At 73.9% G+C, this 25,987-nt stretch carries 20 protein-coding genes; 12 read left to right on the forward strand and 8 right to left on the reverse strand.

Annotated elements, in window-relative coordinates; translation table 11 throughout:
- Positions 1–2: 2 nt before the first annotated feature.
- Positions 3–923 (reverse strand): endonuclease/exonuclease/phosphatase family protein, encoded by a 921-nt coding sequence (locus tag ABZ883_RS11995; protein WP_360905461.1) that lies wholly within the window; start codon positions 921–923, stop codon positions 3–5.
- Between the two features lie 432 nt (positions 924–1,355).
- On the opposite strand from ABZ883_RS11995, the gene ABZ883_RS12000 reads away from it, so the two are divergent.
- On the forward strand, positions 1,356–4,376 hold the full coding sequence (locus ABZ883_RS12000) for an AAA family ATPase (protein WP_360905463.1): 3,021 nt from the start codon (positions 1,356–1,358) through the stop codon (positions 4,374–4,376).
- Positions 4,377–4,388: 12 nt separating this feature from the next.
- Here ABZ883_RS12000 and ABZ883_RS12005 read toward each other — a convergent pair whose 3' ends face one another.
- Positions 4,389–5,909 (reverse strand): hypothetical protein, encoded by a 1,521-nt coding sequence (locus tag ABZ883_RS12005; RefSeq protein ID WP_360905615.1) that lies wholly within the window; start codon positions 5,907–5,909, stop codon positions 4,389–4,391.
- A gap of 496 nt (positions 5,910–6,405) precedes the next feature.
- Here ABZ883_RS12005 and ABZ883_RS12010 point away from each other — a divergent pair, with 496 nt between their 5' ends.
- From ABZ883_RS12010 to ABZ883_RS12040, 7 genes are all read left to right on the forward strand, one after another.
- Positions 6,406–7,155, forward strand: coding sequence for a cupin domain-containing protein (locus ABZ883_RS12010; RefSeq protein ID WP_360905465.1), 750 nt, complete (start codon positions 6,406–6,408; stop codon positions 7,153–7,155).
- Complete coding sequence (locus ABZ883_RS12015; protein ID WP_360905467.1) at positions 7,152–8,204, forward strand: hypothetical protein; 1,053 nt, start codon at positions 7,152–7,154, stop codon at positions 8,202–8,204. The genes ABZ883_RS12010 and ABZ883_RS12015 overlap by 4 nt, the downstream gene beginning before the upstream one ends.
- Positions 8,201–9,316 (forward strand): hypothetical protein, encoded by a 1,116-nt coding sequence (locus ABZ883_RS12020; RefSeq protein WP_360905468.1) that lies wholly within the window; start codon positions 8,201–8,203, stop codon positions 9,314–9,316. The genes ABZ883_RS12015 and ABZ883_RS12020 overlap by 4 nt, the downstream gene beginning before the upstream one ends.
- 1 nt (position 9,317) lies before the next feature.
- On the forward strand, positions 9,318–10,157 hold the full coding sequence (locus tag ABZ883_RS12025; RefSeq protein WP_360905470.1) for a hypothetical protein: 840 nt from the start codon (positions 9,318–9,320) through the stop codon (positions 10,155–10,157).
- Positions 10,158–10,227: 70 nt separating this feature from the next.
- A complete protein-coding gene (locus tag ABZ883_RS12030) occupies positions 10,228–10,740 on the forward strand; it encodes a hypothetical protein (RefSeq protein WP_360905472.1) in 513 nt (170 codons plus the stop codon).
- A 63-nt stretch (positions 10,741–10,803) separates the two neighbouring features.
- Complete coding sequence (locus ABZ883_RS12035) at positions 10,804–12,570, forward strand: asparagine synthase-related protein (RefSeq protein ID WP_360905474.1); 1,767 nt, start codon at positions 10,804–10,806, stop codon at positions 12,568–12,570.
- A gap of 29 nt (positions 12,571–12,599) precedes the next feature.
- Entirely contained in the window at positions 12,600–13,952 is a 1,353-nt protein-coding gene (locus ABZ883_RS12040; protein ID WP_360905475.1) for an aldehyde dehydrogenase family protein, read from the forward strand.
- Between the two features lie 30 nt (positions 13,953–13,982).
- Here ABZ883_RS12040 and ABZ883_RS12045 read toward each other — a convergent pair whose 3' ends face one another.
- Together ABZ883_RS12045 and ABZ883_RS12050 are read right to left on the reverse strand one after the other, a co-directional pair.
- Positions 13,983–14,846 carry a hypothetical protein gene (locus ABZ883_RS12045; protein ID WP_360905476.1) on the reverse strand — a complete coding sequence of 288 codons (864 nt, stop codon included), beginning with the start codon at positions 14,844–14,846 and terminating at the stop codon, positions 13,983–13,985.
- Between the two features lie 80 nt (positions 14,847–14,926).
- A complete protein-coding gene (locus tag ABZ883_RS12050; protein WP_360905477.1) occupies positions 14,927–15,544 on the reverse strand; it encodes a hypothetical protein in 618 nt (205 codons plus the stop codon).
- A gap of 82 nt (positions 15,545–15,626) precedes the next feature.
- Between ABZ883_RS12050 and ABZ883_RS12055 the strand changes: the two genes are divergently transcribed.
- Positions 15,627–16,343: a tetratricopeptide repeat protein gene (locus tag ABZ883_RS12055; protein ID WP_360905478.1), complete on the forward strand. Its 717-nt coding sequence runs from the start codon at positions 15,627–15,629 to the stop codon at positions 16,341–16,343.
- A 51-nt stretch (positions 16,344–16,394) separates the two neighbouring features.
- Here the strand turns inward: ABZ883_RS12055 and ABZ883_RS12060 are convergent, their stop codons facing one another.
- Both ABZ883_RS12060 and ABZ883_RS12065 read right to left on the reverse strand, forming a co-directional pair.
- Complete coding sequence (locus ABZ883_RS12060; protein ID WP_360905479.1) at positions 16,395–18,431, reverse strand: S9 family peptidase; 2,037 nt, start codon at positions 18,429–18,431, stop codon at positions 16,395–16,397.
- 120 nt (positions 18,432–18,551) lie between these two features.
- Entirely contained in the window at positions 18,552–19,124 is a 573-nt protein-coding gene (locus ABZ883_RS12065; protein ID WP_360905480.1) for a helix-turn-helix domain-containing protein, read from the reverse strand.
- An 85-nt stretch (positions 19,125–19,209) separates the two neighbouring features.
- Here ABZ883_RS12065 and ABZ883_RS12070 point away from each other — a divergent pair, with 85 nt between their 5' ends.
- Positions 19,210–20,133 (forward strand): SDR family oxidoreductase, encoded by a 924-nt coding sequence (locus tag ABZ883_RS12070; RefSeq protein ID WP_360905481.1) that lies wholly within the window; start codon positions 19,210–19,212, stop codon positions 20,131–20,133.
- 69 nt (positions 20,134–20,202) lie between these two features.
- On the opposite strand, the gene ABZ883_RS12075 is transcribed toward ABZ883_RS12070, so the two are convergent.
- The gene (locus ABZ883_RS12075; RefSeq protein WP_360905482.1) at positions 20,203–21,048 is read right to left on the reverse strand and encodes a hypothetical protein; all 846 of its coding nucleotides are present in this window, start codon (positions 21,046–21,048) and stop codon (positions 20,203–20,205) included.
- Between the two features lie 584 nt (positions 21,049–21,632).
- On the opposite strand from ABZ883_RS12075, the gene ABZ883_RS12080 reads away from it, so the two are divergent.
- A complete protein-coding gene (locus ABZ883_RS12080; protein WP_360905483.1) occupies positions 21,633–22,223 on the forward strand; it encodes a flavodoxin family protein in 591 nt (196 codons plus the stop codon).
- Positions 22,224–22,440: 217 nt separating this feature from the next.
- Here ABZ883_RS12080 and ABZ883_RS12085 read toward each other — a convergent pair whose 3' ends face one another.
- Positions 22,441–23,547, reverse strand: a complete 1,107-nt coding sequence (locus ABZ883_RS12085; protein WP_360905484.1) for a hypothetical protein — start codon at positions 23,545–23,547, stop codon at positions 22,441–22,443.
- 439 nt (positions 23,548–23,986) lie between these two features.
- Between ABZ883_RS12085 and dxs the strand changes: the two genes are divergently transcribed.
- Positions 23,987–25,921: a 1-deoxy-D-xylulose-5-phosphate synthase gene (gene dxs, locus ABZ883_RS12090; RefSeq protein WP_360905485.1), complete on the forward strand. Its 1,935-nt coding sequence runs from the start codon at positions 23,987–23,989 to the stop codon at positions 25,919–25,921.
- Positions 25,922–25,987 lie beyond the last annotated feature (66 nt).

Genomic DNA, 25,987 nt, shown 5'->3' on the forward strand with positions numbered 1-25,987 from the left:
GCTCAGCCCCTGCCGGGCGGAGCCAGTGCGACGCGGGCGACGACCGGGAGATGGTCGCTGCCGGTGGCGGGCAGCGTCCGGATCCGGCCGACGGTTCCGGAGCGGGCCATGACCTGGTCGATCCGGGCGATAGGGAACGCTGCGGGGTAGCTGAAGGCGAAGCCCCGTTCCGCGACGTTCAACCGCGTCGTCAGCGGGGCCAGCCCGCGGTCGTCCACGGTGCCGTTGAGGTCGCCGAGCAGGACGAGCGGCAGCACGTCCTCGGCGGCGACGGCCCGGCCCAGCAGGCGCGCGCTCTCGTCGCGCCACGAGGACGCGAGGCCACCCGCGCCGACGCGCACCGAGGGCAGGTGCGCCACGAACACCGCGACCCGGCCGTGCGGGGTGGCCACCACCGTCCGCAGGCCCCGGTTCCAGTCCTCCGGGATGCCCCGGGGCCGGATGTCGAGCGCCCGGGTGCCGGTGAGCGGATGCTTCGACCAGAGCCCGACGGTGCCCAGGACGGCGTGGTGCGGGTACCCGGCGGCGAGGGCGCTCTCGTACGCCGGGAGCGCCGGGGGCGTCAGTTCCTCCAGCGCGACGAGATCGGGCCCGGCGGCGGCCAGGGCCCTGGCGGTGCCCGCCGGGTCGGCGTTCTCGTCGCTGACGTTGTGCTGCACCACGAGCAGGTCGTGGGCGCCGGGCTCCGCCCCGGGCAGGAGCAGCCCGCCGAACAGGTACGTCCAGGAGGCCACCGGCAGCAGCAGGGCCACCAGCGCGACGGCCGAACGACGCAGCAGGGCCGCACCGAGCAGCACCACGATGCCCAGCCCGAGCCACGGCAGGAAGGTCTCCAGCAGACTGCCAAGGCGCCCCGCGGAGTTGGGCACGGCCCGTGGGAAGAGCAGCAGGACGGCCGCCGCCACCGCGAGCGCGGCGACCACGCGCCCCCGTCCGGGGTCCCGTTGTCCCGGAGGTTGTTGTCCTGGAGTCCGTCGTCCCGCCCGCCGGAGCGCCACAGCCTTCACCTTCGACGCCGTACCTTCCTCTGCCCGTGCCGCGTTCGGCAGCGGCGGCCTCACCCCTCAGGACGAGTCGCCGGGTGAACCGGTTGCCACACGCCTGGCACGCGGGACGACGGCGCGTCAGTTTCGCCGTCCGGATCCCGCCATGTCCACGGTGCGCCACCGCGACGTGCGGATATCGCCGCGGAGCCGGCGTCCCCGCTGGTCACGCCCGTACGACGGGGTACGGCGGCTGCCCCGTCGCCGCGCGCGGGGGCGACCGGAGCCCGCCGGGCCATTGGTATCGTGAGAGCGGCAGCACGAGCACCCCTTACGCCCCGCGCGCACGGCACGACCACCACCCACCCCCGCATGGACCGGATGAACCCCACCACCGCACGCACCCCCGTCAGCCCCGTCTTCGTGGGCCGGGAGGCCGAGCTGGCCGAGCTGGTGCAGGCCGCCCGTGCGGCGGAGAGCGGCGACTCCCGGGCCGTGCTCGTCCGCGGGGAGGCGGGGGTGGGCAAGACACGGCTCGTCGAGGAACTGCTGCGGGCCCTCGGGCCCGGGGCGGCCGCCGTGGCGGTCGGCGGGTGCATCGAGGTCGGCGGTGACGGCTTCCCCTTCGCGCCGTTCTCCGAGATGCTGCGGACCCTGTGGCAGCGGTTCCCCGACGAGGTGCGCACGGCGAGCGCAGGCCAGGAAGCCCTGCTGGCGCGGGTCCTGCCGGACCTGGACCACCCGGTGCCCGCCGTGCACCGGGACGGCGACGTGACACGGCTGTTCGCCCTGATCACGCGCATCCTGGAGAGTCTGGCGTCGGCCCGGCCGGTGGTGCTGGTCATCGAGGACCTGCACTGGGCCGACGCGTCCACCCGCGATCTGCTGGGCTTCCTCTTCCGCACCCGGCGCACCGGCAGGCTCCTGATCGTGGGTACCTACCGGTCCGACGACGTGTGCAGCGGGCACCCGCTGCGCCCCATGCTCGCGGAGCTGGACCGGCTCCGGTCGGTGCACCGCGTCGACCTGTCCCGTTTCACCCGGGGTGAGGTCGGCGGGCAGCTCACCGGCATCCTCGGTGCGCCGCCGGACCCCGGCGTCCTGGACGACATCTTCGTCCGTTCCGACGGCAACGCCTTCTTCGTCGAGGAACTCGCCCGCGCTCACCGCGACCGCGTCGGCACGGGTCTGGACGACCTGCGGGACGTCCTGCTGACCCGGCTGGAAGCGCTGCCGGAGGAGAGCCAGCGGATCGTGCGCACGGCCGCCCAGGGCGGCGCCGTGATCGGGTACCCGCTGCTGAAGGCCGTCGCGGGGCTGCCCGAGGACGCGCTGATCGACGCCCTGCGCGCGGCGGTGCTGGCGCAGATCCTCGTTCCCGAACCGAACGGCACGGACTACCGGTTCCGGCACTCGCTGGTGCGCGAGGCCGTCGGCGCGGCCCTGCTGCCGGGCGAACAGGCCCTGATCAACCGCCGGTACGGGGAGGTGCTGGAGGCGGACCCGTCACTGGTGCGGGCCGAGGAACTGACCGGGCGTCTCGCCCAGCACTGGTACGCGGCCGAGGACACGGTGAAGGCGCTGCACATGTGTGTTGCCGCGGCCGAAGAGGCACGGCACCGGTGCGCCTACGCGGACCAGTTGCTGCTGCTGGAGCGCGCCCTGCACCTGTGGGACCGGGTGCCGGACGAGGACCGCGCCCACCTGCCCGCGCTGCGGTTCCCGGAGACGTACCCGAACGGGGCGCCGGGCGAGGAGCCGGGGCCGTGCCATCAGCACCTGCTCGCCACCGCGACGGTCGCGGCCATGCACAGCGGCGACTTCGAGAAGGCGCTGCACCTGGTCGACACCGCGCTCGCCCACCTGTCGGAGGTGGAGGGGGACCACCCCCTGTACGTCGCCTGGTTCTGGACGCAGCGTTCGCGTCTGGTGGAAGGGCTGAGCCGCGGGGACGGCTGGTACGAGGTGCAGACCGCGCGGAAGGCGGTCGCGGCGCTGCCGCCGTCGGTCGTCGCGGCCGAGGTGCTGGTGCGCGTCGCCAACTGGGGTGCGATGCACCGCCCCGGGGCGGCCAGCCGGGCCGACGCCGAGCGGGCCGTGGAGTACGCGACCCGCGCGGGCGCCGAGGAACTGGCGCTGCACGCCCGCCTCACCCGCTGCCTGCTGGACGCCGAAACCGACACCGACGGCAGCGTCGTCGACGAGCTGTACGCGGTCCGGCGGCGGGCCGAGGAACTCGGCGAACTCACCCTCGCGGGCCGGGTCAACCAGAACCTGCCCTCGATCCTGGAGGGTGTCGGCCGGTCGAAGGAGGCCCTTGAGGCCGCCGACCACGGCATCGCCCTGTGCCGGTCGCTCGGTCTGACCGACCGCGAGGCCTGGGTCCACTCCAACCGGTCGTTCAGCCTCTTCTCCCTGGGCCGCTGGGACGAGGCTGGGGCGGCACTCGACGAGGCGGCGGGCCTGGCCCGCGCCCGTCTGCCGCGCTGGACGTTCGAGGCCCGCCGCGCGGTCCATCTGCTGCTCCGCGGGGAGGTGGACGCCGCCGCGGCGCAACTGGCACTCGCCGAGGAACTGCGCGGCACGGAGAAGCTGCAGGCACAACTGCTGGTCGCGCTCAGCCATTGCACGATGGAGATCGCGGCCCGGCAGGGCCGTCTCGCCGAGGCCCGCGCGGAGTTGCTGCGCGCCGACGACGCCGGACTGACCGCCGGCCCGGTCCGGTGGTCGCTGCCCCTGCTCTGCACCGCGGCGGCCGTCGAGGGCGCGGCGCGCCGGTCCGCGCCCGGCGGCGCGTCCCGCGAGGTGCTCGACGTCCTGCACCGCGCCGCCGCGCGCCAGGAGGCCGTCCTGCCGGTCTCGGCCGCCTATGCGCGGTTGCTGCGGGCCGAGTTGTGCCATGCGGAGGGGGACGACGATCCGGCACCCTGGTCCGCCGCCGTCGCCGCCTTCGCGCGGACCGAGCGCGTCCACGAGTTGGCCTGGGCACTTCTCGGGGAGGGGCGCGCCCTGCTCGCCGACCGGCGGCGCGACGCCGAGGCGCGCGACCGGCTGGCCCGCGCGCACGCGATCGCCACCCGGCTCGGCGCGGGCCTGCTCCTTGCCGACATCGGGCAGTTGACCGGTGAGGGAGACGCGATTGCCCCGTCAGGCACGCCGCAACGCGAGGAGAGCCCCGGCGGGCTGTCCGCCTTCGGACTCACCCCGCGCGAGTCGGAGGTCCTGGAGCTGGTGGCCCGCGGACACAGCAACCGCCGCATCGCGGAGGAGCTGTTCATCTCGCAGAAGACCACCAGCACCCACGTCTCCAGCATCCTCGCCAAGCTCGGTGCCTCCGGCCGCACCGAGGCCGCGGCGATCGCCTACCGGCACGGCTTCTCCGCCTCGCCGTGAGGTGAGGCTCCGTCAGAAACCGAAGGCCTTCGTCGTGTAGGCGCACTCGGTGTAGATGTAGCCGGACCTGAGCTTGACGGTGTCGGACGCGGGGGTGGTGCCGGCGCCCGCGTCGGACTTGTGCAGGAAGTACGTGGTGCCGACGGGGAGCCGGATGGTCCGCTGCGGGTAGTGCCGGGCGCTGTTCTGGCAGGGCTTGAACCCGATGAGGCTGGGCTCCAGGAGGGAGTACGTGGTGCAGCTGCCGCAGGCGCCCAGGGTGAGGCTCCCGGTCACCGGCCCGGTGTAGTACACCGTGACGGCGTGCGGGCTGTCGTTCTTGATCGTGACGGAGATGCTGCCGCCGGAAGCCAGCGTCGGCAGGCGCTTGCCCGCCGCGGGCACTTCGCCGGCGACCTCGGCGGCGATGGCGTACTTGCCGGCCAGCGCGCGGCGCTTGTCCGACTTGTTGTCGGCGACGAACTTGTTCATCGTCTGCGCCGCCTCGTCGAAGTCGCCGTCCTTGTACTGGTCGACGCCGCAGGCGTAGACGCCGGCGTTGGCGCTCTTGGTGGCCCGGCCGGCCTGTTGGGCGATGGCTTCCGCCGTGCCGGCCTGGCCGCTCCTCACGCCGTCCACCTGGGTGCCGAGGGTGCGCAACCGCTCGACGGCCGCGCAGGGGTCGGAGCCCCGCACGGCATTGGCGGCCTTGTCGACGACCGCGCCGATCGCCGGCGCGACCTTCGCCGCCTGCGCCGAGTCGGGGAAGTCGTTGAGGAGGTCACCGAAGAGCTCGGGCCAGCCGGTGGCGTTCGTGGCCAGGCCCTGCGACCCGCACTCGTAGAGCGAGGTGGCCAGCCGGTCGTCGGGCCACTCGGCCAGGGTGCCCAGTTCCTTCTTGCCGATGGTGGCCGGGACCGTCCGCAGATACGTCAGCTCCGGGATCGCGCCGCAGTAGTCCTTCTGCCCGTAGGCGGCGCCGACCGCGGTGTAGTACGTCTTCAGCCGGTCGGGCACCTTGCCGGCGGCCCGGGAGTCCGGGTGGTCGGCCCGCAGGTCGCGGTAGGCGCGCAGGGCCTGCCGGTAGCCGTTCTCGGCGGCCGCGAAGGGCCGCCCCTCCCCGGCCCGGACGAGCCGGTCGGCCTGGTCGAGCCGGTCCAGGAGCATCTGCTCGGTGGCCTCGTCGCGCGCCATGTCGTACAGCACGACGCCTCCGGCCGGCACGGCCAGCAGCACCAGACCGAGCGCGATGGCCACCGGAGCCCCCGTGGGCCACACCAGCCGGGTCCGCAGTCCCGCGACGGCGCCGTGGACCGCCGCCAGCACGAGGACGACCAGGTAGCCGACGACCACCCCCGAGGACACGCCGTCGGGGTCGGCCGGAAGCGCCACGAGCAGCAGGACGCCGGTGACGAGCCAGCAGGCGACCATCAGACCCCAGCGCCGCATCAGGGCGTAACCGAGGCCGAGGCCGCTGAGGTTGAGCAGCGCCACTGCCGCGGCCCGCAGTCCGTCCGGCGGTACGGGCGGTGCGGGCGGCGGGGCCGACGGCATGGGCGGGATCACGAACCCGTACGGATTGCTGTGCGGCGTGTTGCGCGGGTCGTTCCAGGGGCTGCCGTACGGATTGCCCTGCGGTCCCTCGGACATGGCGGCTCCCCCCGTCGGCAACGCCCGAACACTTTCAACTTGTCAGTGTACGGACGACAGTCCCGCCTCGACAGTGAATTCCCGGGGGCGCTGAGGGATCGTCATGAGAGCACGATGCAACGCCGTTGGACATGTGCGTCGGACGACGCTCGGCGGCGCAGCGGGCGGGCTGGACGCCGCATTGCCCGCCCGCACCGTCGCGACCCGCCGGCGGAAGGACTGCCCCCGAAGGCAGGGCTCCTTTACCGGGACCTGGTGAACCGTACTCCCGTCAACGGGGCCCGGTTCACCCACCGTTCGCCCCTGCGTCCGCCGATGGCTTCGTGCGCAACCTCGTCACTTCGGGATCAGCGGCTTACCATGCGCATGCGGACGTGAGTGGCACCTGGGGGAGGGGCACTTGTTCGGCAGCATACGTGAGGAGACGTCAGAATCACGGGACACGACGGACGTCCGGCGGCGACCGGGGGAACTGCCGCGCGGGGTACGCCTGTACCGGCCGCGGTCCAGCGGCGCCGTCGTCCTCACCGACCGGGACGGCTCCCGGGAACTCGGGCCGGGGCGGGACCTCCTGCCGTTCATCGACGACGGCCAGTTCGCCCACTACCTCGTCGGGGACGCCGCCACGTCCCCCGAGCGCCCCTCCAACGCCACCGTCAAACTCGGCATCGTCGGCCCGCGGAGCGCCTTCACCCCGCACGCCCACGGCGGGGAGCACTTCGTCCTCAGCCTCGGGTACGCGGCCTGCGGCCTGTACGACAGCGAACGCGCCACGACCTGCGAAGTCCTGCTCACCCCCGGCGAGCTGATCCGGATCCCGGAGATGATGCCGCACTCCTTCGGCAACCGGGACACCACCCCGCTGACCATCCTGGCCGCCAACACCGGCTACGGCATCGACCACGAGGACTACGCGATCACCGCCGCCGAGGCGGAGCGCAGGGCGGCCGACCCGTCGCACGGTACCGCGACGCCACCACCGGGGACCCGCACGGGCACCCTCGCCCGCACGGACTACCGGGCCCTGGCCGGTGCCCTGCGCGGCATCGAACGGGCCCAGCGGTCGCACGGCCCGGGCGTCACCACCGCGAGAGAACGACTGGCCGCCCGCCTGCGCGGGCTGGCGCGGGGACTGGAGGGCCGCCGGTGATCTGCCCGCACTGCAACGTGTCGCTGCTGCGCAAGGAGCGGCCGGACAACATCTGCAGCAAGTGCGGGCGCCGGTTCGCCCTGGACCCCAAGACCAACAAGATGCGGCTCAGCGACCTCCGGGTGGTCCGGGTCGTCCAGCGGGTCACCGAGGACGGCACAGTGCCGTGCGTGCCCGGGCAGTTGTGGTACGCCGCGTCCCGCAAGGCGTTGCGGGGCACCAAGAGCGGGACGGGCTGCGCCGTGGTCCTCGCGCTCGGCGGCATCGGCGCCGGACTCCTGGGGGCGCCGGCGAACATGACTTCCTACCGCGTCATCAGCGTGCTGGCGCTGCTCGCGGCGTCGGGTTTCGTGGTCCTGCGTGTCAGGGGTTTCGGCCGGGGCCGACCACGGCTCGCCCGCGCGGACTTCCGCGGCGGCCCGCTGCGGGAATGGGAGTTCGTCTACGGCGCACTGCCCCGCGGCGTGATCGACGACACCGCCTATCCGTTCGCCCCGGGCCCTCGTGAGCCGCACGTGCCCGAGTCCAGCCATCCGCCGACGCGCGGGCTCGTCCTGGTCTGCCCCGACCGCGCCATCGCCGTCTTCCTCGACGCGACGGGGCTGACCTCCCGTTACGGGCTCACCCTCGCCATCGACCCGGAGACACTGCCGCGCTCACCCGGCCCCCGGCCGGTGCTGGTGCTCCACGACGCCGACGCGCACGGGCTCGTGCTCCCCGACCTCGTCCGCACCGTGCTGCCGGACCGCCTGGTGATCGACATCGGCCTGCCGCTCGACGCCGTGCACGGTGTCAAGCGCGCGGTGCCCGTGCGGGGCAAAGCGCCCGCGCCGCACATCGTGCGGGCGCTCGAGAAGAGCGGCAGGTTCAGCCCCCGCCAGCTGAAGTGGCTGCGCCGCGGCTGGGGGTTCCCGCTCGTCGGCGTGCCGCCCGCCAAACTGCTGGCCGCCGTCTCCCGGGCCGTCGAACGGGTCGGCGCGACAGCCGATCCGCAGTGGCAGCGCGCGTCCGCCGCCGGCTTCATGACCTGGCCCGAGGAGAGCGGATGATCTGCCCCCACTGCCGGACCTCACTGCTCGGCAAGGAACGCACGGGCGGTGTGTGCTCGCGCTGCGACCGCGCGTTCGCCCTCGACCCCAAGGTGCACGGCCGCGGCATGCACGACACCCGCATCCGGCGGGTCGTCGAGAAGGCCACGGACGGAGGGCGCCTCACGGTCACCATCACGCAGCTGTGGTACCTCGCCCGCACGTCCAACAGCTTCTGGCCGGCGGTACCGGCGAGCGGACGCTCGCCGTGGGTGGGCCGCGCGGTGGCGGTCGTCCTCCTCGGTGGGCTCATCGCGCTCGGCGTGGCCGTACGCGGAGTGCCCCTCGGCGGCCTCCTGTGGTTCGCGGGCCTGTGCGTGTCCTGGGTCCTGTACATGCTCGCGAAGGGCGAACCGCGCCGTCCCCCGCGCGACGCCGGCGCGTCCGTGGTCCCCGCGGAATGGGACTTCCGGTCGATGCTCCGACTGCGGTGGCGGGCGGTGTACGGAACCCTGCCGCCCAGGATCGTGGACGACCGGGAACGCCGCACCACGCAGGGCGACCCCGCCACGGACGGGGACCCGGACGCCGGCAGGGAGCCCGCCCCGGAGCCGGTGGAACTGCTCTGCCCCGACCCGGCCGTCCGCATCTTCCTGACGGCCAACGCGATTCCGCGGCGCCTGAATCTCCGGCTCGCCGCCGGACTCCGCGAGGTCTCCGCCACCGGGCCCGTGGTGGTGCTCCACGACGCGAGCGTGCGCGGCCTCCAACTGCTCGCCGACGCCAGGGCGCACCCCCGGCGGGTGGTCGTGGACGCGGGGCTGCCGGTCCGGGCGGTGATGGGCAACGAGAAGGCCGTCACCCTCCACGAGGTGCCGCCCTCGCGGGTGCTGCTGGACCGGCCGGAATGGCTGCGACAGCTGGCGGAGCACGCCCCAGAGGAAGCCGAATGGCTGCTCCAGGGCTGGTACAGCCCCGTCGCCGCGGTGCCGCCCGAGGTGCTCGAATCGGCCGTCGTACGGGCCGTGGGCGAGGCCCGCGCCATCACGGACGACGAGGTGCGCACGGCCGCGGCCTTCGGATTCCTGAGCTGGCCGCGCCCCTCCGTGCCGCCGGTGAAGGACGGTGACTGACATGCCTGCATCCACCAGCGGGTTCGCCCGCCCCCTGCTGGAGCGCGCGATCATCCTCGCGGCACGGCGCGCGGCCGCCCCCGGGAACCTGCGCTTCACCGAGCGGCAGCTGTACTACGAGACCTGCCGCGTCCTGCGCCCGGCACCGGGGCCCGTGCGGCGCATCCCCCGCACCCCGGCCCCGCCGTTGCGGCTGCCCCGGTTCACCGACGCGCTGCGCGGCATGGAGCCGGCCGGACTGCTGCCCGCGCCCACCGCCGGCACATCGACCGGCGGACCGGGACGCGAGCCCGACCTGTACGCCTACGGACTGCCCCGGCTGCTGGTCTGCCAGGACCGCTCCATCGCCGCGATGCTCCTCGCCAACCATGTGCACCTGGAGGCCGGTTGTCCCGTCCTGACCGCCGAGGACGACCTGCCGCCCGACTCCCTGCTGGTGGAGGCGCTGGAGCGGGCCGAGGGTGCCACCGTGCACGTCCTGCACGACGCGAGCCCCGCCGGGATCGCGCTGCCCGCCCGGGTGCGTGAGGGGCTGGGCGCGGTGCCCGTACGGGTCGCCTCGCTCGGGCTGGTGCCCCGGCACGCCCAGGCGCTGCACCTGGTGTCCGGGCGCAGACCCGGCCCGGTGCCGCCGCTCGGACCGCTGCCGCCGGGACTGCGGCCCGCGGAGGCCGACTGGCTCGCCGCGGGCCGGTTCGCCGAGGTCGCCGCGGTCCCGCCCGCCCGGCTCCTGCGCGCCGTGCTCCGGCTCACCCGCGGACCCCGTCCGCCCCGGCACTCCGTCTGGGGCGACCTGCGCGAGCTGCGCACTTCCGGATTCCTGACCTGGCCCGACGCATGAACCGACCCCGACCCCGCACCCGCCCCGAGGACCGCATGCCCGGACACCGCAGACCGAAGGACCGCAGCGCATGATCCGCCCACGCGAAATCGGCTACACGGACGATCTGCTGGCCGACCGCAGCGTCCACCGCACCTACGAGGACGGCCGGCACGAATGGCGTCGCCGCGGCGCGGGCGGCGTGGTGCACTGGCACGACGAGCACGGGAACCAGGGGACCGACGAGCTGCTCGGTCACAAGATCGTCAAGCGTGTCCTCCCCGGCGGCACGGTGACCTACGGACGGGACATCGGCTTCGGCCGTACCTTGTGGGGAGCCGGCGACACCCTCACCGTCAACCGGACCTCCTTCGGCGGCCGGACGGGGGCGATCCTCGTCGGCCTCGGCGTCACCGGACTCGCCATCTCGGCCTCCCAGCTTCCGCCGCTGCACCTCTCACTGGAGGAGGAAGAGGAGTTGCGCCGCCAGGCCCAGAGCTCGTCCTCCGGCGGCGGGGGCGACGGCGGCGGGGACGGCGGCGACTGGGGCGACGGGAACTGGGGTGACGACGGCGGCGGCTGGAGCGACGACGACTTCGGCTGAGCCCGCGGCCGATCCCGCTCCTCCGGACCGCACTTGTGGGCGGCAACAGGAAAGGACCCACTGATGGCGCGCTTCAGCGTCTGTCTCGCGTCGGGAGCCGGCTACACCGACGGTGCGGCCGACGCGCACCTGGCGGCGATGGGCACCCCGGCGATCGCGCCGGGACTGGCCCTGGTGCGGGACGAACCCGGCCATGCCGAGGGGCCGTTCGAGGCGTACGGCATGCGGGCCGCCGGCGAGGTCACCCTGCACAACCGCGCCGAACTCCTCGCGGCCCTCGTCGCCGACGGCGCGCCCGCCCCGCCCGGCACCGGTGACGGCGAGCTGCTGCTGCGCTGCTGGGCCCGGCTCGGCGAACGGGGCGTCGCGCTGGCCGAGGGCATGTTCGCGCTGGCCGTCCTCGACGGCGCGGACCTCGTGCTGATCCGCGACCACGTCGGCGCCCGCACCCTGTTCTACGCGCGCGCCGCGGGCGCCTGGGCGGCTTCCACGTCCCTGCGGTCCCTGCGCCGCTGGCCCGCGCTCGGCACCCGGATGAACCTGTCCGCCGTACGCTCCTTCCTCACCTTCGCCTATCTGCCCGGCGACGAAACCCTGCTGGAGGGCGTGCACGAGGTCCTGCCCGGCCGGGTGCTGCGGCTGACCGCCGACGGGACGGTGACCGGGACCGTGCACTGGGAGCCCCGGGAGCGGCTCGACGAGCCCCCGGGCGAGCGGCACGCCGACGACCACGTGCTCACCCTGCGCACCCTGCTCGAAGAGGCCACCGCACGGCGGCTGCCCGAGGACGAGGCCGTCGGCGTGCTGCTCTCCGGCGGGATCGACAGCTCCCTCGTCACCGCGCTCGCCGCCAAGCTGCACGGCAGGCCCGTCCACACGTACTCCATCAGCTTCGGTGACGAACTCCCCAACGAACTGGGCTACTCGGGCCTGGTCGCCGTCCACTGCCAGACCCGGCACCGGGTCCTGACGGTCTCCGGCACGGCCGTCGCCGCACGGCTCGCCGACACGGCCGCCCTGCTCGACAGCCCGGTCGGGGACCCCCTGACGGTGCCGAACCTGATGCTCGCCGAGGCCGTCGCGGGCGACGGGCTGAAGACCGTGCTCAACGGGGAGGGCGGGGACCCGGTGTTCGGCGGGCCGAAGAACCTCCCGATGCTCGTCCAGGAGATGCACGCCGGGGCCCCGGACGCACGCGAGTCGCCCTGGTACGAGGACCGGGCGACGGCCTATCTGCGCTCGTACCGCAAATGCTGGACCGACCTCCCCGATCTGCTGACCGCGGACGCCCTGTCCGCCCTGGGGTCCGCACCGGCCCCGCAACGCTTCGTCGAGCCCTATCTGACGGGCCCGGACCGGATGACCCACCTGCTCAACCAGCTGCTCCACTGCAATCTGCGTACCAAGGGCGCCCACCACATCCTCACCAAGGTCGAGCGGCTGACCGCCTCGCAGGGGATCCAGGGCCGTGCCCCGCTCTTCGACCGCCGGGTGGTGGACCACGCCTTCGCCACCCCGCCCGCACTCAAACTCCGCGGCACGGCGGAGAAGTGGGTGCTGAAGGAAGCCGTACGGGATCTGCTGCCCGCCACCGTCGTGGACCGGCCCAAGAGCGGGATGCGGGTGCCGGTGCAGCAGTGGCTCAGCGGGCCGCTGCGCGAGCTGGGCGGTGACCTGCTGCTCGGCCGCGCCGCCCGGCAGCGCGGCCTGTTCCGGCCCGACACCGTGCGGACCTGGATGCGCGGCGAGGGCGCGCTGCTGCCCCGGCAGGGCGGCAAGTTGTGGCTGGTCCTCACCCTGGAGCTGTGGCTGCGGGCGTACGGGTTGTGAACGGATCCAACGATGGAGGCACGCGCACGGTGAACACCATTCTTTTCGACCCCCGTACCGGCCGGGCCCGGGGCACCTTCCCGCCGGCCCGCGAGCAGGAGGTGGGGGCCGCGGTCGACACCGCCCGCGCCGCCCTGCCCGGCTGGCGCGGCCTCACCCCCAGGGAACGCTCCCGCCGGCTGGAACGGCTGGCCGCGCTGGTGGAGGCGGACGCGGACTCCTACGTCGTCCGCGAGGCCGTCGGCACCGGCAAACCGGACTCCGAGACCGCCGGGGAGGTGGAACAGGTCGCGGACCTCTTCCGGTTCTACGCCTCCGCCGTCCGCGCCCGGTCCGCGCCGGCCGCCGGACGGATCGTCGACGGCCACGAGAGCTGGGTGCGCTGGGAGCCCGTCGGCGTCGTGGGTGTCGTCGTGCCCTGGAACTACCCGCTGATGATGGCCGCCTGGCGGTGCGCGCCCGCCCTGGCCGCCGGCAACACCGTGGTCGCCAAACCCGCCGAGACCACCCCCGACACCCTCGAACTCCTCGCCGAGCACGCCGCCGAGGCACTGGGCCCCGGTGTCCTCACCGCGGTCCCCGGTGACCGGCGGACCGGGCGGCTGCTGGTCGGCGCCGATGTCGACATGGTCGCCTTCACCGGCAGCGCGGCGGCCGGGGCCGATGTGGCGGCGCGCGCGGCGGGACGCCGGGTCAGCCTGGAACTCGGCGGCAACGCCCCGGCGCTCGTCCTGCCCGACGCGCCCGGCGACACCTGGGCCGAACTCGTACGTGCCTGCACCTACAACGCCGGGCAGAGCTGCGCCGCCCCCGCCCGTGTCATCACTCTGCGCGAGAACTACGAGGAGGCCGTGGCACAACTGGGCGCCGCCGCACGGGACTGCCTGGCGGGACGCGACTTCGGGCCGCTCAACAACCCCGATCAGCTGGCCCGTTACGACGGCATCGTCAAGGCGTCCGCCGCCGGGCGGGCATGTGTGGCCGGCATCGCCCCGCGGCCCGGCGAGGAGAACGGCTTCTGGCGCCCCGCCCGGATCCTCGCCGACCTCCCCGACGACGACCCGGCGGTGGTGGAGGAGGTCTTCGGCCCGCTGCTCACCGTGCAACGGGCCGAGGACCTGGACGCGGCCGTGGCCCTCGCGCACGGAGTGCCCCAGGCGCTGGCGGCCAGTGTGTGGACCCGCGACCTGGCGACGGGCCTCGACCTCGCCGGCCGGCTGAACGCGGGCGAGGTCTGGCTCAACTGCCATCTCGTGCAGACCGCCGAACTCCCGCACGGCGGCCGCGGCGCCTCGGGCCACGGCACGGACCTGAGCACCCTGGCCCTGCACGAGTACCAGCGCCCCAAGACGGTCACCGCGCGGCTGTCCGGCGGGAACTGACGGTGCGCCCCGCGGTGCGCCCCCAGAACGTCAGGCCGCCATCGTGACCGGCTTGCCGGTGAACGCGTCGAGGATCAGCCGGTCGCCGAGCGGGCGGTCCAGATGCACGGTGACCGAGGCGTGCAGGAGTTGCATCGTGCACGGACCGTCCTTGGCACCGCGGATGCCGCCCGCGAGCACCACGCTGTCGCCGGTCTCCAGGACATCGACGGCCGGACCGTCGTCGCAGGCGCCGTGGCTCGCCCGCACCGTGAGGGTCCGGCCGTCCCCGGACACCTCCCGGATCTCGTCCAGCGGTTGCACGCCGTGGACCGTCTGCGGTGACAGGGACGGGACCGGGGCCCGCGGGGGCTTCGGGGAGGCGACCGCCATCAGCCGGACCGGGGTGTCGTAGCCGTCGAGGGTGAGCAGCCAGGCGGGCACCCTGGCAGGGCCCCGGCTGGTGTTCACCGTCATCTCGCCGAGGGCGGCCTTTGTCACGGTCAACGGGTCGGCGCCGTCGCCCCGGTCGCCGCGGTCCAGCGTGTCGTACGCCTGCCGCGCCGTCATCACCGTGGCGGGAAGGGAGTCGCCGTTCGTCCAGCGGATCCGTCCGTGCCGGGCGGCGGCGCCGGGCAGCGCGCCGGCGCGCAGGCGGAAGTTCCCGTTGCCGTAGGCGAGTTTGTCCGCCCCGTTGTGGAAGGCGTCCTCCGGCAGCCGCTCGGGGTCGTCCAGGAGGTAGAAACCGGTGCGCCACACACGGGCCGCCTCCGAGCCCTTCCACGCCTCGGCCACCTGACGCATGCGCGGGGTGGACCTGTCCGTTCCGACGAGGTCGGCCGGCGGTTCCGTTCCGCAGCCCACCGACCCCACGGTGAGCAGGCACATCACACCCAGCCATATCAACCGTCTCATGACGCCCCCAGAGAATGTGCGGGTATTCCCGCGATGTCCCTGGGACGTACCGCCCGCCGGTCGGGTTCCGCCCGTGCCGCTCAGCCGCTGGTCCCCTCGGTGATCGCGAACGGGTCCATCGGCGCGCCGTCGCCCACTTCCGGCAGATCGCCGCGTTCGACGGGCCCCGGCCCGGGACCGCCGGTGGGCGGCAGGACGTCGGCGAGTTCGCCGGGGTCCGCCTGATGGGCGTTCTCGGCCGCCCGGCGCAGGGTGCCGCGGGTGACGAGGGTCCGGTCCGCGGACAGCCGGACCACCCGTCCGCCGTCCTGGAACGCGTACTCGTGGCCGGTCCTCGTCGCGCGGTACCAGCGCGTGCCGTCCCGCTCGCAGAAACCCCGTTCGGCCGCGCGCCGGTCGTCCGGGTCGGAGCAGGCGACGGGGCCGCCGCCCTCGCGTTCGTCGACCCGTATCTCGATCCTCCTGCCGCCGGGCGAGAACCACGAGGCCCCGAAACCGTGGTCGCCGACCACCCCCACGGACTGGGTGGCGAGGGTGTAGCCCGGTACGTCGGTCACGTACACCATCTCCCGTTCGACGCCCAGCGCACGGGCCCTGGCATCGAGCGCGGACGGGCTCGCGGACTCCGCCCCGCAGGCGGTCAGGGCCACCGCCGCCGGAAGGAGCAGTAGCGGAAGGGTCTTTCGCAGGTACGGCATACGTCCATGATCCCGTCTGCGCGACCCGTCACCGAATCGCTCCGGCGGGGTAGCGTGCTGAGGCAGGGAGGGGGTCCGGCGCATGGTGCTCTGGAACGGCGTCAACTTCACCGCGGACGGGCGTGAGCCCACCACGGCCGAGGAGTTCCACCAGATCGGCCGGTACTGCTGGGACAGCGGGCAGTACCGCGCCGCCGCTGCCTTTTTCCTGGAACCCGCGGCCGCCCAAGGCCACGCGGACGCAGGGGAGTTGCTGGGTCATGTCCGCTACGTGCAGGGCGAGTGGGCCGAGGCCGTGCCCTGGCTGCGGCGCAGCCCCGCGTCACCCAGGGCGGCCTACTACCTGGGAACGCTGGCCTACCGCGGGTGCCCCGAGGCCGGCATCACCCAGTCCTTCGACGCGGCCGCCGAGTGGTACCGGCGCGCGGTCGCCCTCGGCGAGCCCGAGGCGATGCTCGCACTCGGCGAGATGTACCTGGAGCGGCTGGTGCGCCTCGACCGCGCGCCGGTGGACCACGCGCTGGAGTGCTTCCTGCCGGCCGCGCAGGCAGGCCACCCGTACGCGCAGTACCGCGTGGCCGACCTGTACCGCACCGCGTACGCGGATCCCGGCCGCGCCGCCCACTTCTACGAACGGTGCCTGGCCAACCCCGCGCGGGAGCGGCACGCGCTCAACTCACTGATGACCCTTCAGAGCGAGGCGTTCCTGCGCGACATCCGGTTCACCGAGCGGGCACGGCAGCTGGAGGAGCGGCGCGACGCGGTCAACCCCCGGCCGCCCCGCGCCCCTTCGTACTGACGCGGCCGGCCGCAGGGGCCCGGTGACACCGGGCCCCTGCGGTGAGGGGTGTCAGACCAGGTCGGGGCGCTGCCACTCCTCGCCCAGCACGTGGTGCGCCAGGAAGCCCAGGACGGTGGCGTACCAGAGCCGGATGTTGTTGGGCTTGGTGATCCAGTGCCCCTCGTCGGGGAAGTACAGGAACTTCGCCGGGACCTCGAACCGCGAGAGGTCGTTCCACAGGGCCAGGCCCTCGCCGATCGGCACCCGGTAGTCCTTGTCGCCGTGGATCACCAGCATCGGTGTGGTGATGTGCGCGGCCCGCAGATGCGGGGACTCCCGCTCGTACCGCTCCGTGGTCTCCAGCGGGTCGCCCTGGCGGCGCATCCAGTACGCCGGGAAGTCGGTGACCTGCGCGAAGCTGTACATGTTCCACAGGCTCGCGTGGGTGACGATCGCCTTGAAGCGGTCGGTCTGCGTGGCGATCCAGTTGGCCATGTACCCGCCGTACGAGCCGCCCATCATCGCGGTGCGCTCCGCGTCCAGGTCGTCCCGCTGCAACGCGGCGTCGGTGAGCGCCAGCACGTCGGTGTACGAGGCACCGCCCCAGTGCGCCCAGCCGCGCTCGTGCATGTGCTGCCCGTAGCCGGTGGACAGCGCCGGGTCGGGCAGCAGCACCGCGTAGCCGGCGGCGGCCGCCACCCAGGGGCTCCAGCGCCAGTGCCAGGCGTTCCAGCTGGTCTGCGGGCCGCCGTGCACCCACAGCAGCAGCGGTGCCGGGGTGCCGGGGCGGGCCTCGTGCGGCAGCACCAGCCAGGCGCGCAGCGCCGTCCCGTCCTCGGCGGTGGTGTGCACCTCGGTGAGGGTGCCGGGCAGCGCGGCCACCTGCCCGGGGGACGGCAGCGTCACCGGCTGCTGCCCGGGCGTGGCGGCGTCGAGGCGTACGGGCACGGGCGGGCTGTCCACGGCCGAGCGCAGCGCGTAGAGGGTGCCGCCGTCCGGGCTCGCCACCACGTCGGTGTAGGCGCCGGACGCGGTCAGCGCGACCAGGTCGCCGCTGCCGGTGGAGAGCCGGAAGACGGGCGCGTGCCCGGCCTCGTCGGCGGTGAACCACACCACCGGGGAACCATCCTCGCCGGGCACGGGGGAGACCACCGGGGCACCGGGCCACTGCTCGAAGTCGGGCAGCAGATCGCGGCCGGGGTCCTGGTCGCCGGTCGCGTCGGCGAGCCACAGGGTGGCGTCACCGGGGCTGTCCCAGGTGATCCGGCGCTCGCGGACGCAGACCAGACGGCGGCTGTCCGGCGTGAAGGCCGGGGCGCTGAACTCCGCGTCGGGGGACTCCAGCACCCGCAGCTGCTTGCCGGTGGCGGCGTCCACGACCACGACGACGTCGCGGACCTCGTCGGGCAGCGTGCCGACGGCCGCCGTGTAGGCGACGAGCGAGCCGTCGGGGGAGACCACGACGTCCCCGGAGCCGGTGACCCGGCGGGCGCCGCAGTCGACCGCGACGGGGTGCGCGGCTCCGGCGTCCGGGACGGTGAACACGTGCGGGACGGCGGGGCCCAGGTCGTGGTCCCAGTACCGGACCGGCACCGACTCGTGCAGGATCGCCGAGACCTTGGCCTTCCGGCGGGCCTCGCGCAGCAGCTCGTCCTGCTCGGCATCCGCCGCGCCGGGGAGCAGCCCGGCCGCCAGGGCGATCCGGGACGCCCCGGTGGCGGTCGCGTACCCGTCGATCCCGCCGGGCCTGGTGAGCAGCTGCGATGCCTCCCCGCCGCCGGCCGGCAGGCTCCACAGCGCCGCCTCCTGCGTGTCGTCCGCGCCCTCGCCGGGGTCGGCGGCCGGACGGGAGGAGAGGAAGAGCAGGGTGCCGTCGGGCAGGAACGCGGGGGCGGACTCGCCGCGCCCGGACCGGGTGAGCCGCCGGGCGGGGCGTTCGCCCGCCGGGTCGACCTCCCAGAGGGCGTTGATGAAGCGGGTGCGGTCGGTGGACAGTTCCTGAACCGCCGTCACCAGACGGGTTCCGTCCGGTGACAGGGCCAGTGAGGAGACCCGGGGCAGCGCGATGAACGCCGCCAGGTCGTGGAAGGGAGTGGAATCAGGCATGGGGATCATCCTCCGTCCCGCGGCGGACCCGCACCAGTCCTTTGTCATGCGCGGAGCGAAGCTTGGCTGATCACCGGCGTACGGCGGCCGGGCCCGGCGCGCCCCCCGGTGGGGGGACGGTCAGTCCCGGCGGCCTGCGGTCACGGCCCGGAGGTCGTCCAGCGACTCCCGCATCAGCTGCGGCATCCCGCACTCCTCGGAGGCCGCGATCCAGCGCTCGAAGCCGACCTTGAAGACCGCGATCCCCGCCTCGGCGGCCAGGCTCGCGGTCGGCGGCGCGACGCCGCGCCGCTGCAGGGCTTCGGCCAGCGCGGCCGCCAGCGAGGCGAGTTTGATCAACTCGCGCTCCTGGAGCTCGGGGTTCGCGACGATGACGGACTGCCGCAGCCGGGAGTGCTCCCGGCGGCCGTCGAACATCCCGGAGACCGCGTCGAGGCCCGCCGCGACCGCGTCGATCGGCGCCGCAGGCTCCGGGGCGTCGACGACCGCGTTCACGAACAGTTCCTGCAGCGTGCCGGAGCCGTCGAACAGCACCTCGCGCTTGTCGGCGTAGTGCCGGAAGAAGGTCCGCTCCGTGAGCCCGGCCCGCTTGGCGATCTCCGCCACGGTGGTCTGCTCGTAGCCGCGCTCGCTGTAGAGCTCCAGCGCGGCTCTCGCCAGGCGCCCGCGTCCGTCCGGCTCCCATCTGCCCATGCCGGGATTCTACGCGATGACAGTGTCTGACATCAGGTGCTAGCGTTGATGACAGAAACTGACATCAACAGTCTGGGGTTCTCCCATGCGCATCTTCGTGACCGGCGCGTCCGGCTGGATCGGTTCCGCGGTCGTTCCCGAACTCATCGACGCGGGGCACCAGGTCGTCGGGCTCGCCCGCTCCGACTCCTCCGCCGCCGCCCTCACCGCCGCCGGGGCGGACGTCGTCCGCGGCACCATCGACGACCTCGACGTCCTGCGCGCGGCGGCCGCCGCGTCGGACGGGGTGATCCACCTCGCCTTCAAGCACGACATCGCGTTCAGCGGCGGCTTCCAGGACGCCGGCAAGGCCGACCGCCGCGCCGTGGACACCTTCGGCGACGCACTGGCCGGCACCGACCGCCCGTTCGTGCTCGCCTCCGGCGTGGTCGGGCTCAAGCCCGGCCAGGTGGCGACCGAGCGGGACATGCCCGCGACCGACGGTTCAGCGGTGTCGATCCGGGCGACCACCGCCCGGGCCGCGCTCGACCTGGCCTCGCGCGGAGTGCGCTCGTCCGTGGTGCGGCTGTCCCCGACCTGCCACGGCGACGGCGACAACGGCTTCATGGCGACCCTCGTCGCCATCGCCCGCGCCAAGGGCGTCTCCGGCTACCTCGGCGACGGCGCCGGCCGCTGGCCGGCCGTCCACCGCCTCGACGCCGCGCGGCTGTTCCGCCTGGCGGTCGAGAAGGCACCCGCCGGCTCGGTCCTGCACGGTGTCGCGGAGGAGGGCGTCGCGATCCACGATGTCGCCGAGGTGATCGGCCGTCACCTCGACGTCCCGGTGGCCTCCGTGGCCCCGGAGGACGCGGCCGGGCACTTCGCCTGGCTGAGCGGGTTCCTCGGCCACGACATCGTGGTCTCCAGCGCCCTGACCCGAGAACTGGTCGGCTGGCAGCCGGTCCATCCCGGTCTCCTCGAAGACCTCGACAAGGGGCACTACTTTAACGCGCCCGTCACCACCGCCTGATCGCCGGGCGGCCGGCCGAGGACCCCGGAGTCGCCCGCTCCGGGGTCCTGCCCCGCCCCCACGCCGCTCTCAGGCGGTCGCCGCGGCGGGCTCGGCCGCCTGCTCCGCCTTCGTCGCCGCGGTGCCGTTGGCGTCGGCGCCGCCCGCGGGCACGGGGGTGTAGAACACGGAGCCCTGCTGGCGGGTGCGTTCGGCGACGCCCTTGGCCACCAGCGCCTCCAGCGTGTTCCTGACCACCTGGGTCTTGGCCGCGCGATCGGGGTGCCGGTCGGTCAGGACGTTGACGATCTCACTGACCATGCGGGGCTCCTGGCTCGCGGACAGGATCTCCTCAAGAAGGCTGACCAGGGTCGGCCCGGATTCCGGCTTGCGCGCTCCGGCCGTGTTCTTCCCGCGCTGACGCGTGGCGGTCCGGACGGGCGCCTTCTTGCGGCCTCCGCGGGGACCGGGGACCGCGGGCGCGGCGACCGGTTCCACCGCGGCGACGGGCTCACTGGCGGCGACGGGCTCCGCCGCGGCGACCGTCCCGGTCGCCGTGGCCGCCTTGGCCGTGACCGGCGCCTTCGGCGCCTTCGAAGTCCGCGCCGACTTCGTCGACTTCACCGACTTCGCTGCCTTCGCCGGCTTCGGTGTCACGGCGTCCACGGGTGCCGCGGGTGCCTCCTCCGCCGGCGCGGGCACCTCCTGGCGCGGGGATGCGGCGCCGCTCCCGGTGGGCTCGGTGCCCCGCAACTGCGTCAGCAGCTCGTGCTCACGGCCCAGTTTGGTCAGGTGCTCCTGCAACTCGCCGATCTGAGCGCGCACGCTCTCCTGTTCGCGGGCGTTGCTGTCCAGGTCGGCCGCGATGCGCGCGGCGCGCGCCGCCGCCCGGTCCTGGATCGTGGTGATGCCCGGCTCATTGGATTCTTTGGACATGTCAGCCCGCTCTCCTCATTCCGGTGTTGTTGCCGGATGGTACCCATTCGTTTGCCGAAATGGCGGGTGTTGTACCGCAGCGACCCCGAACGTGTGCGGATGGGGCCCTTGGTGTGCCCGCCGACGGCACATTGCGTGTGCCTGTCGCACACGACGGTCTCTACGGTGGCGCCACCCTGCCGGTTCATCGCGGTGCACGGGACTCCCCGGATCGCGGGCCGAGGTATGCCGGGCTCCCGCGGGTGTACGCGGGCTCGGTGAACCATCCGTTCGCGGCCGGTCAGGCGTGTCCCCCGGTTGACACCAGGCCGGCGGGCAGGCGCGACGCCCCTCCGGCGGATCGAGATCGCCCCGCGACCACGGGCGCGGCGCGCACCCCGCCCTGTCGCGGGCGCATGGCGGGGCGGCCGGCGGCGGTGGCAACAAAGGTGCTCCACGTCACAGGCGTCCCCTCGGTGTCACAACATCGAGGGCTCCCCGGTCGAGGAAGTGCAAGGCCGACTGCCCGGGCCCCACGCCGGACGGTCGTCGGCCTCCCGGCTCCCGCAGGGAGCCGGCCGGACCCCCTGCCTGAGGAGAAGTTCATGACCAGCCCCGTCGTAGCGATCGCCTACCACTCCGGTTACGGCCACACCACCGTCCTGGCCGAGGCCGTGCGCGACGGTGTGGCCGAGGCGGGAGGCATCGCCCACCTGATCAAGGTCGACGAGATCACCGACGAGCAGTGGGCGCTGCTGGACGCCTCCGACGCCATCGTCTTCGGCTCACCGACCTACATGGGTACGGCCTCCGGCGCCTTCCACCAGTTCGCCGAGGCCACGTCCAAGCGCTGGTTCGTCCACTCCTGGAAGGACAAGCTCGCCGCCGGGTTCAGCAACTCCGGGGCGAAGAGCGGTGACAAGCTCCACACGCTCCAGTACTTCACCGTCCTCGCGGCCCAGCACGGCATGACCTGGGTCAACCTCGGCCTGCACCCGGGCTGGAACAGCTCCACCGCCTCCGAGGACGACCTGAACCGGCTCGGCTTCTACCTCGGTGCGGGCGCCCAGACCCACACCGACCACGGTCCCGAGGAAGTCCACAAGGCGGACATCGCCACCGCCGGACACCTCGGCCGCCGCATCACCGAGCAGACGCGCATCCACGTCGCCGGGCGCGCGGCGGTCGGCGCCTGAGCGAACGGCGGCACGCGCCCGCTCGGCGGACCCGGCCGGTGTGCCTTCGGGCGCACCGGCCGTAGGCATGCGCGACGGCTGGTTTTGTTCAGGAGAACGGACAGCAGACGTTCACCACTTCGGGAGGCACCACCGTCTGGCGCTGTTCGATTGCGGAGGCATGATCACCCGACAGGTCGGAGACTGAGCGTGGGCGTGGGCGTCTTCTGCTGGCTGATCAGAAGAGGCGTGCGCGTGTCCCGCGTGAGGTTCTCAAGATCTCGCGCAGCCACTGGCTGCGGACGGCTGGTAGCCGGACCAGGGTGTGCCAGAAGATTCCCGGGTCGGGTCTGAAGAGGCTGCAGGGGTGCGGTGCGGGTGGATCGTCGCGTAGGACGCCGTCGGGCATGACGCCCGACGCGGGGGCGGGCAGGTGCGGCTCGGGGAAAGCCAGCCACCACCACACCCCGAACGGCAGGGGCACCGGGGGTGCCGAGGCGGCCGGGCTGGGCGGGGCCCAGGTCTCCCCCGTCTGCGGATGGACCGGCACGATGAGGATGTCGACGTCCGCGTCGGGAGCGGGCAGCCCCGGTCCGGCCAGAACGGCGCGCCGCGCCGGCGGACCTGCGGGCAACAGGGTGTCGAGGACGCGTTGGAACACCTCCTCGGCCGGGCCGTCCGGGACGGTCACCGACCGGCCCTCCGACGCCGTCAGCAGATGGGCGAGCGCCCGGCCGGCCGCCGCCTCCCACCGCGGGCTCCAGGACCACCAGTGGTTCAACCCCAGCCGTGGTCCGTCCCAGGCGGTGATCGGCTCGAACGGAGGCGTGCGCTTTCCCTGCGCCGCCAGCTCCGCCCAGGAAAGCGGTGCGGCATCGGTGCCGTCGACTCGGCGGCGGCGCACCGCGTCGGGGGCGAGCCACACCGCCTGCCAGAGCGAGCAGTCGTCGATCCTGCTCGCCACGGGCAAGCCGCACGTCTCGCAGGCCACGTTGGGGCCGTCAGCACCGTCGAGGCCGCAGCAGTAGCCACCGCACTTCTCCGGGATCAGCACGGTGCCGCGGACATCTCCGGGCGCGATGACGATCGCGCCCGGCGCGCCGTCCGACAGGTTGTAGACCGGCGCGTAGATGCCGCGCGCGTCCAGTTCGCCCGGATCGATCTCCTCCCACCTCCGCCACGGAGGCCCCCAGGGCTCCGGCTCCACGGCGAACGTGCCCGACTCCATAAGGACCGGGAGCTGAATCCCGTTTCCGTACTTCTGATGGGCGTGGACCGGCAGGACCACCTGGGACAGCGGGGTGGTCAGCTCGGCGCCGCACCCCTCACACACGAAGACGAACAAATGCCCTCCGCTTGAAAAACAGCATCGTCGCAGCTTGGCGGCGGCCGAGCCATGGTGTTTCCCGTCCGCCGCGGGGCCCGAGCGCCGCCACGACGTCGACAAAGGGCTCCAGCGCCGACGACGGCATCCGCCCTACGGCCACCTCTCGGACCACACCTCACGCATCGTTCGAATCCTCGGTGCGTCGTGCCGCCTCCCGAAGTGGTGAACATCTGCTGTCCGTTCTCATGAACGGAGCCACGACGGCCGAACTCCGGCCGGCGGCGCCGATGTCCTGATGTGAGGCCGATGTGGCACGAAAGGCCGTCCGCCCCCGTCCGCTCCCGGACCTAGTGTCGTCAACGCGGTTGCGCGGGCCGGACGGGGAAACGGCGGCCCGCCCCGCGAAGTTGGGGCGCGGGCGCCGGACGGCACATCGGCACACAGGAGGAGCAGCGGCATGAGTCTGCTGGCACGGGTCAACCAGCCCTCGGACCTGCGGGGTCTGAGCCGTACGGAACTGGCCGCGCTCGCCGGGGAGATTCGCGAGTTCCTGGTCCGGCACGTGGCGGCCACGGGCGGCCACCTCGGGCCCAACCTCGGTGTCGTGGAACTGACCCTCGCCCTGCACCGCGTCTTCGACTCCCCGCGCGACCTGCTGCTGTGGGACGTCGGGCACCAGGCGTACGTCCACAAGATCGTGACGGGGCGGGCCGCGGAGTTCACGGGCCTGCGGCAGCGCGGCGGCCTCTCCGGGTACCCGAGCCGGGAGGAGTCCGCGCACGACCACATCGAGCATTCCCACGCGTCGGCGGCCCTGTCGTACGCCGACGGCATGGCCAAGGCCCGCGAACTCGCGGGCGAGTCGGACCGGCACATCGTCGCCGTCGTCGGTGACGGGGCCCTCACCGGCGGGCTGGCCTGGGAGGCCCTGAACAACATCGCCGAGGCCCCCGACCGGCCGGTGGTGATCGTCGTGAACGACAACGGCCGGTCGTACGCACCGACCGTGGGCGGGCTCGCCCGGCACCTGGCGGCCCTGCGCGCCCACGCCGGCTACGAGCGCCTGGCGGGCTGGGGCAAACAGGCCCTCGGCGGCGCCGGGACGACGGGCCGGGCGCTGCACCGCACCCTGCACGCGGCCAAGGAAGGCATCAAGGAGGGCCTGCGGGCCGGCCTGGAAGGCCCGGCCCCGGCCGAGGCCGTGACGCCGTCCTCCCTCTTCACCGCGCTGGGACTGCACTACCTCGGGCCCGTCGACGGCCACGACATCACCGCCGTGGAGACCGCCCTGGAGCGCGCCAAGAACCACGGGGCACCCGTCGTCGTGCACTGCATCACACGCAAGGGGCTCGGCTACGCCCCCGCCGAGCAGGACGAGGAGGACCACCTGCACGGCATCGGCACCATCGACCCGCGGACGGGACGCCCTCTGCGGCCCTCCGCCCCGACGTGGTCGGCGGCGTTCGGCCGCGAACTGGTGGAGCTGGCGGAAACGCACCCCGATGTGGTGGCGATCACCGCGGCCATGCCCGGCTCGGTGGGCCTGAACGACTTCGCCGCACAGTACCCGGCACGGTTCTTCGACGTCGGGATCGCCGAGCAGCACGCGGTCGCCTCGGCCGCCGGAATGGCCATGGCGGGGCTGCACCCGGTGGTCGCCCTCTACGGCACCTTCCTGAACCGCGCGCTCGACCAGGTGCTGATGGACCTCGCGCTGCACCGCCTCGGCACGACGCTCGTGCTCGACCGGTCCGGGGTCACCGGCGACGACGGGCCGAGCCACAACGGGCTGTGGGACCTGGCGATGCTCCAGGCCGTCCCCGGCCTGCGCATCGCCGCTCCCCGCGACGCGCGCACGCTGCGGCAGCAGTTGCGGCAGGCGGTCGCGGTCACCGACGCCCCGACGGTCCTGCGCTACCCGCGGGGCGCGGTCGGCCCGGACATCCCGGCGGCCGGCCGGGTGGGCGCGGTCGACGTCCTGCGTGCGGCATCCGGCAGCGGTGGCGCCCTGCTGGTGGCCGTCGGGACGACGGCCCGGGTCGCCCTCGAAGCGGCCGGACTCTGCGCGGAGCAGGGTGTGGAGGTCACCGTGGTGGACCCGCTGTGGGTCAAGCCGCTCCCCGACGAACTGCCCGCCCTCGCCGCCGACCACGCGCTGGTCGTCACGGTCGAGGACGGCCTGCGGACCGGGGGAGTGGGCACGACGGTGGTCCAGGCACTGCAGGAGGCCGGCGTCCGCACCCCCGTGTGTGTCCTGGGGGTGGCGGACGGTTTTCCCCGGCAGGCCGGCCGCGCCGAGATCCTCGCGGAGGCGGGCCTGACCGCACGGGCCGTCGCGGACACCGTTACCCTGGCCCTGGCACGGGCCGCCGCGCCCGTGCCCGGGCGCTGACCAAGGGCGGCGGCCCGCGCGGCGCCTGCGACCGGGACCGGCCGCGGGCGCCCCGGTGTCCGGTCC

The sequence above is a fragment of the Streptomyces sp. NPDC046977 genome, from assembly GCF_040644455.1.
Taxonomy (GTDB): domain Bacteria; phylum Actinomycetota; class Actinomycetes; order Streptomycetales; family Streptomycetaceae; genus Actinacidiphila.

What these genes read in the sequence shown, in the direction of transcription:
- ABZ883_RS12045 (WP_360905476.1), bottom strand. Translation starts at nt 14,846, where the DNA reads ATGAGACGGTTGATATGGCTGGGTGTGATGTGCCTGCTCACCGTGGGG.
- ABZ883_RS12055 (WP_360905478.1), top strand. Translation starts at nt 15,627, where the DNA reads ATGGTGCTCTGGAACGGCGTCAACTTCACCGCGGACGGGCGTGAGCCC.
- ABZ883_RS12025 (WP_360905470.1), top strand. Translation starts at nt 9,318, where the DNA reads ATGCCTGCATCCACCAGCGGGTTCGCCCGCCCCCTGCTGGAGCGCGCG.
- dxs (WP_360905485.1), top strand. Translation starts at nt 23,987, where the DNA reads ATGAGTCTGCTGGCACGGGTCAACCAGCCCTCGGACCTGCGGGGTCTG.
- ABZ883_RS12080 (WP_360905483.1), top strand. Translation starts at nt 21,633, where the DNA reads ATGACCAGCCCCGTCGTAGCGATCGCCTACCACTCCGGTTACGGCCAC.
- ABZ883_RS12000 (WP_360905463.1), top strand. Translation starts at nt 1,356, where the DNA reads ATGGACCGGATGAACCCCACCACCGCACGCACCCCCGTCAGCCCCGTC.
- ABZ883_RS12060 (WP_360905479.1), bottom strand. Translation starts at nt 18,431, where the DNA reads ATGCCTGATTCCACTCCCTTCCACGACCTGGCGGCGTTCATCGCGCTG.
- ABZ883_RS12005 (WP_360905615.1), bottom strand. Translation starts at nt 5,909, where the DNA reads ATGCCGTCGGCCCCGCCGCCCGCACCGCCCGTACCGCCGGACGGACTG.
- ABZ883_RS12030 (WP_360905472.1), top strand. Translation starts at nt 10,228, where the DNA reads ATGATCCGCCCACGCGAAATCGGCTACACGGACGATCTGCTGGCCGAC.
- ABZ883_RS12020 (WP_360905468.1), top strand. Translation starts at nt 8,201, where the DNA reads ATGATCTGCCCCCACTGCCGGACCTCACTGCTCGGCAAGGAACGCACG.
- ABZ883_RS12035 (WP_360905474.1), top strand. Translation starts at nt 10,804, where the DNA reads ATGGCGCGCTTCAGCGTCTGTCTCGCGTCGGGAGCCGGCTACACCGAC.
- ABZ883_RS12065 (WP_360905480.1), bottom strand. Translation starts at nt 19,124, where the DNA reads ATGGGCAGATGGGAGCCGGACGGACGCGGGCGCCTGGCGAGAGCCGCG.
- ABZ883_RS12070 (WP_360905481.1), top strand. Translation starts at nt 19,210, where the DNA reads ATGCGCATCTTCGTGACCGGCGCGTCCGGCTGGATCGGTTCCGCGGTC.
- ABZ883_RS12050 (WP_360905477.1), bottom strand. Translation starts at nt 15,544, where the DNA reads ATGCCGTACCTGCGAAAGACCCTTCCGCTACTGCTCCTTCCGGCGGCG.
- ABZ883_RS12075 (WP_360905482.1), bottom strand. Translation starts at nt 21,048, where the DNA reads ATGTCCAAAGAATCCAATGAGCCGGGCATCACCACGATCCAGGACCGG.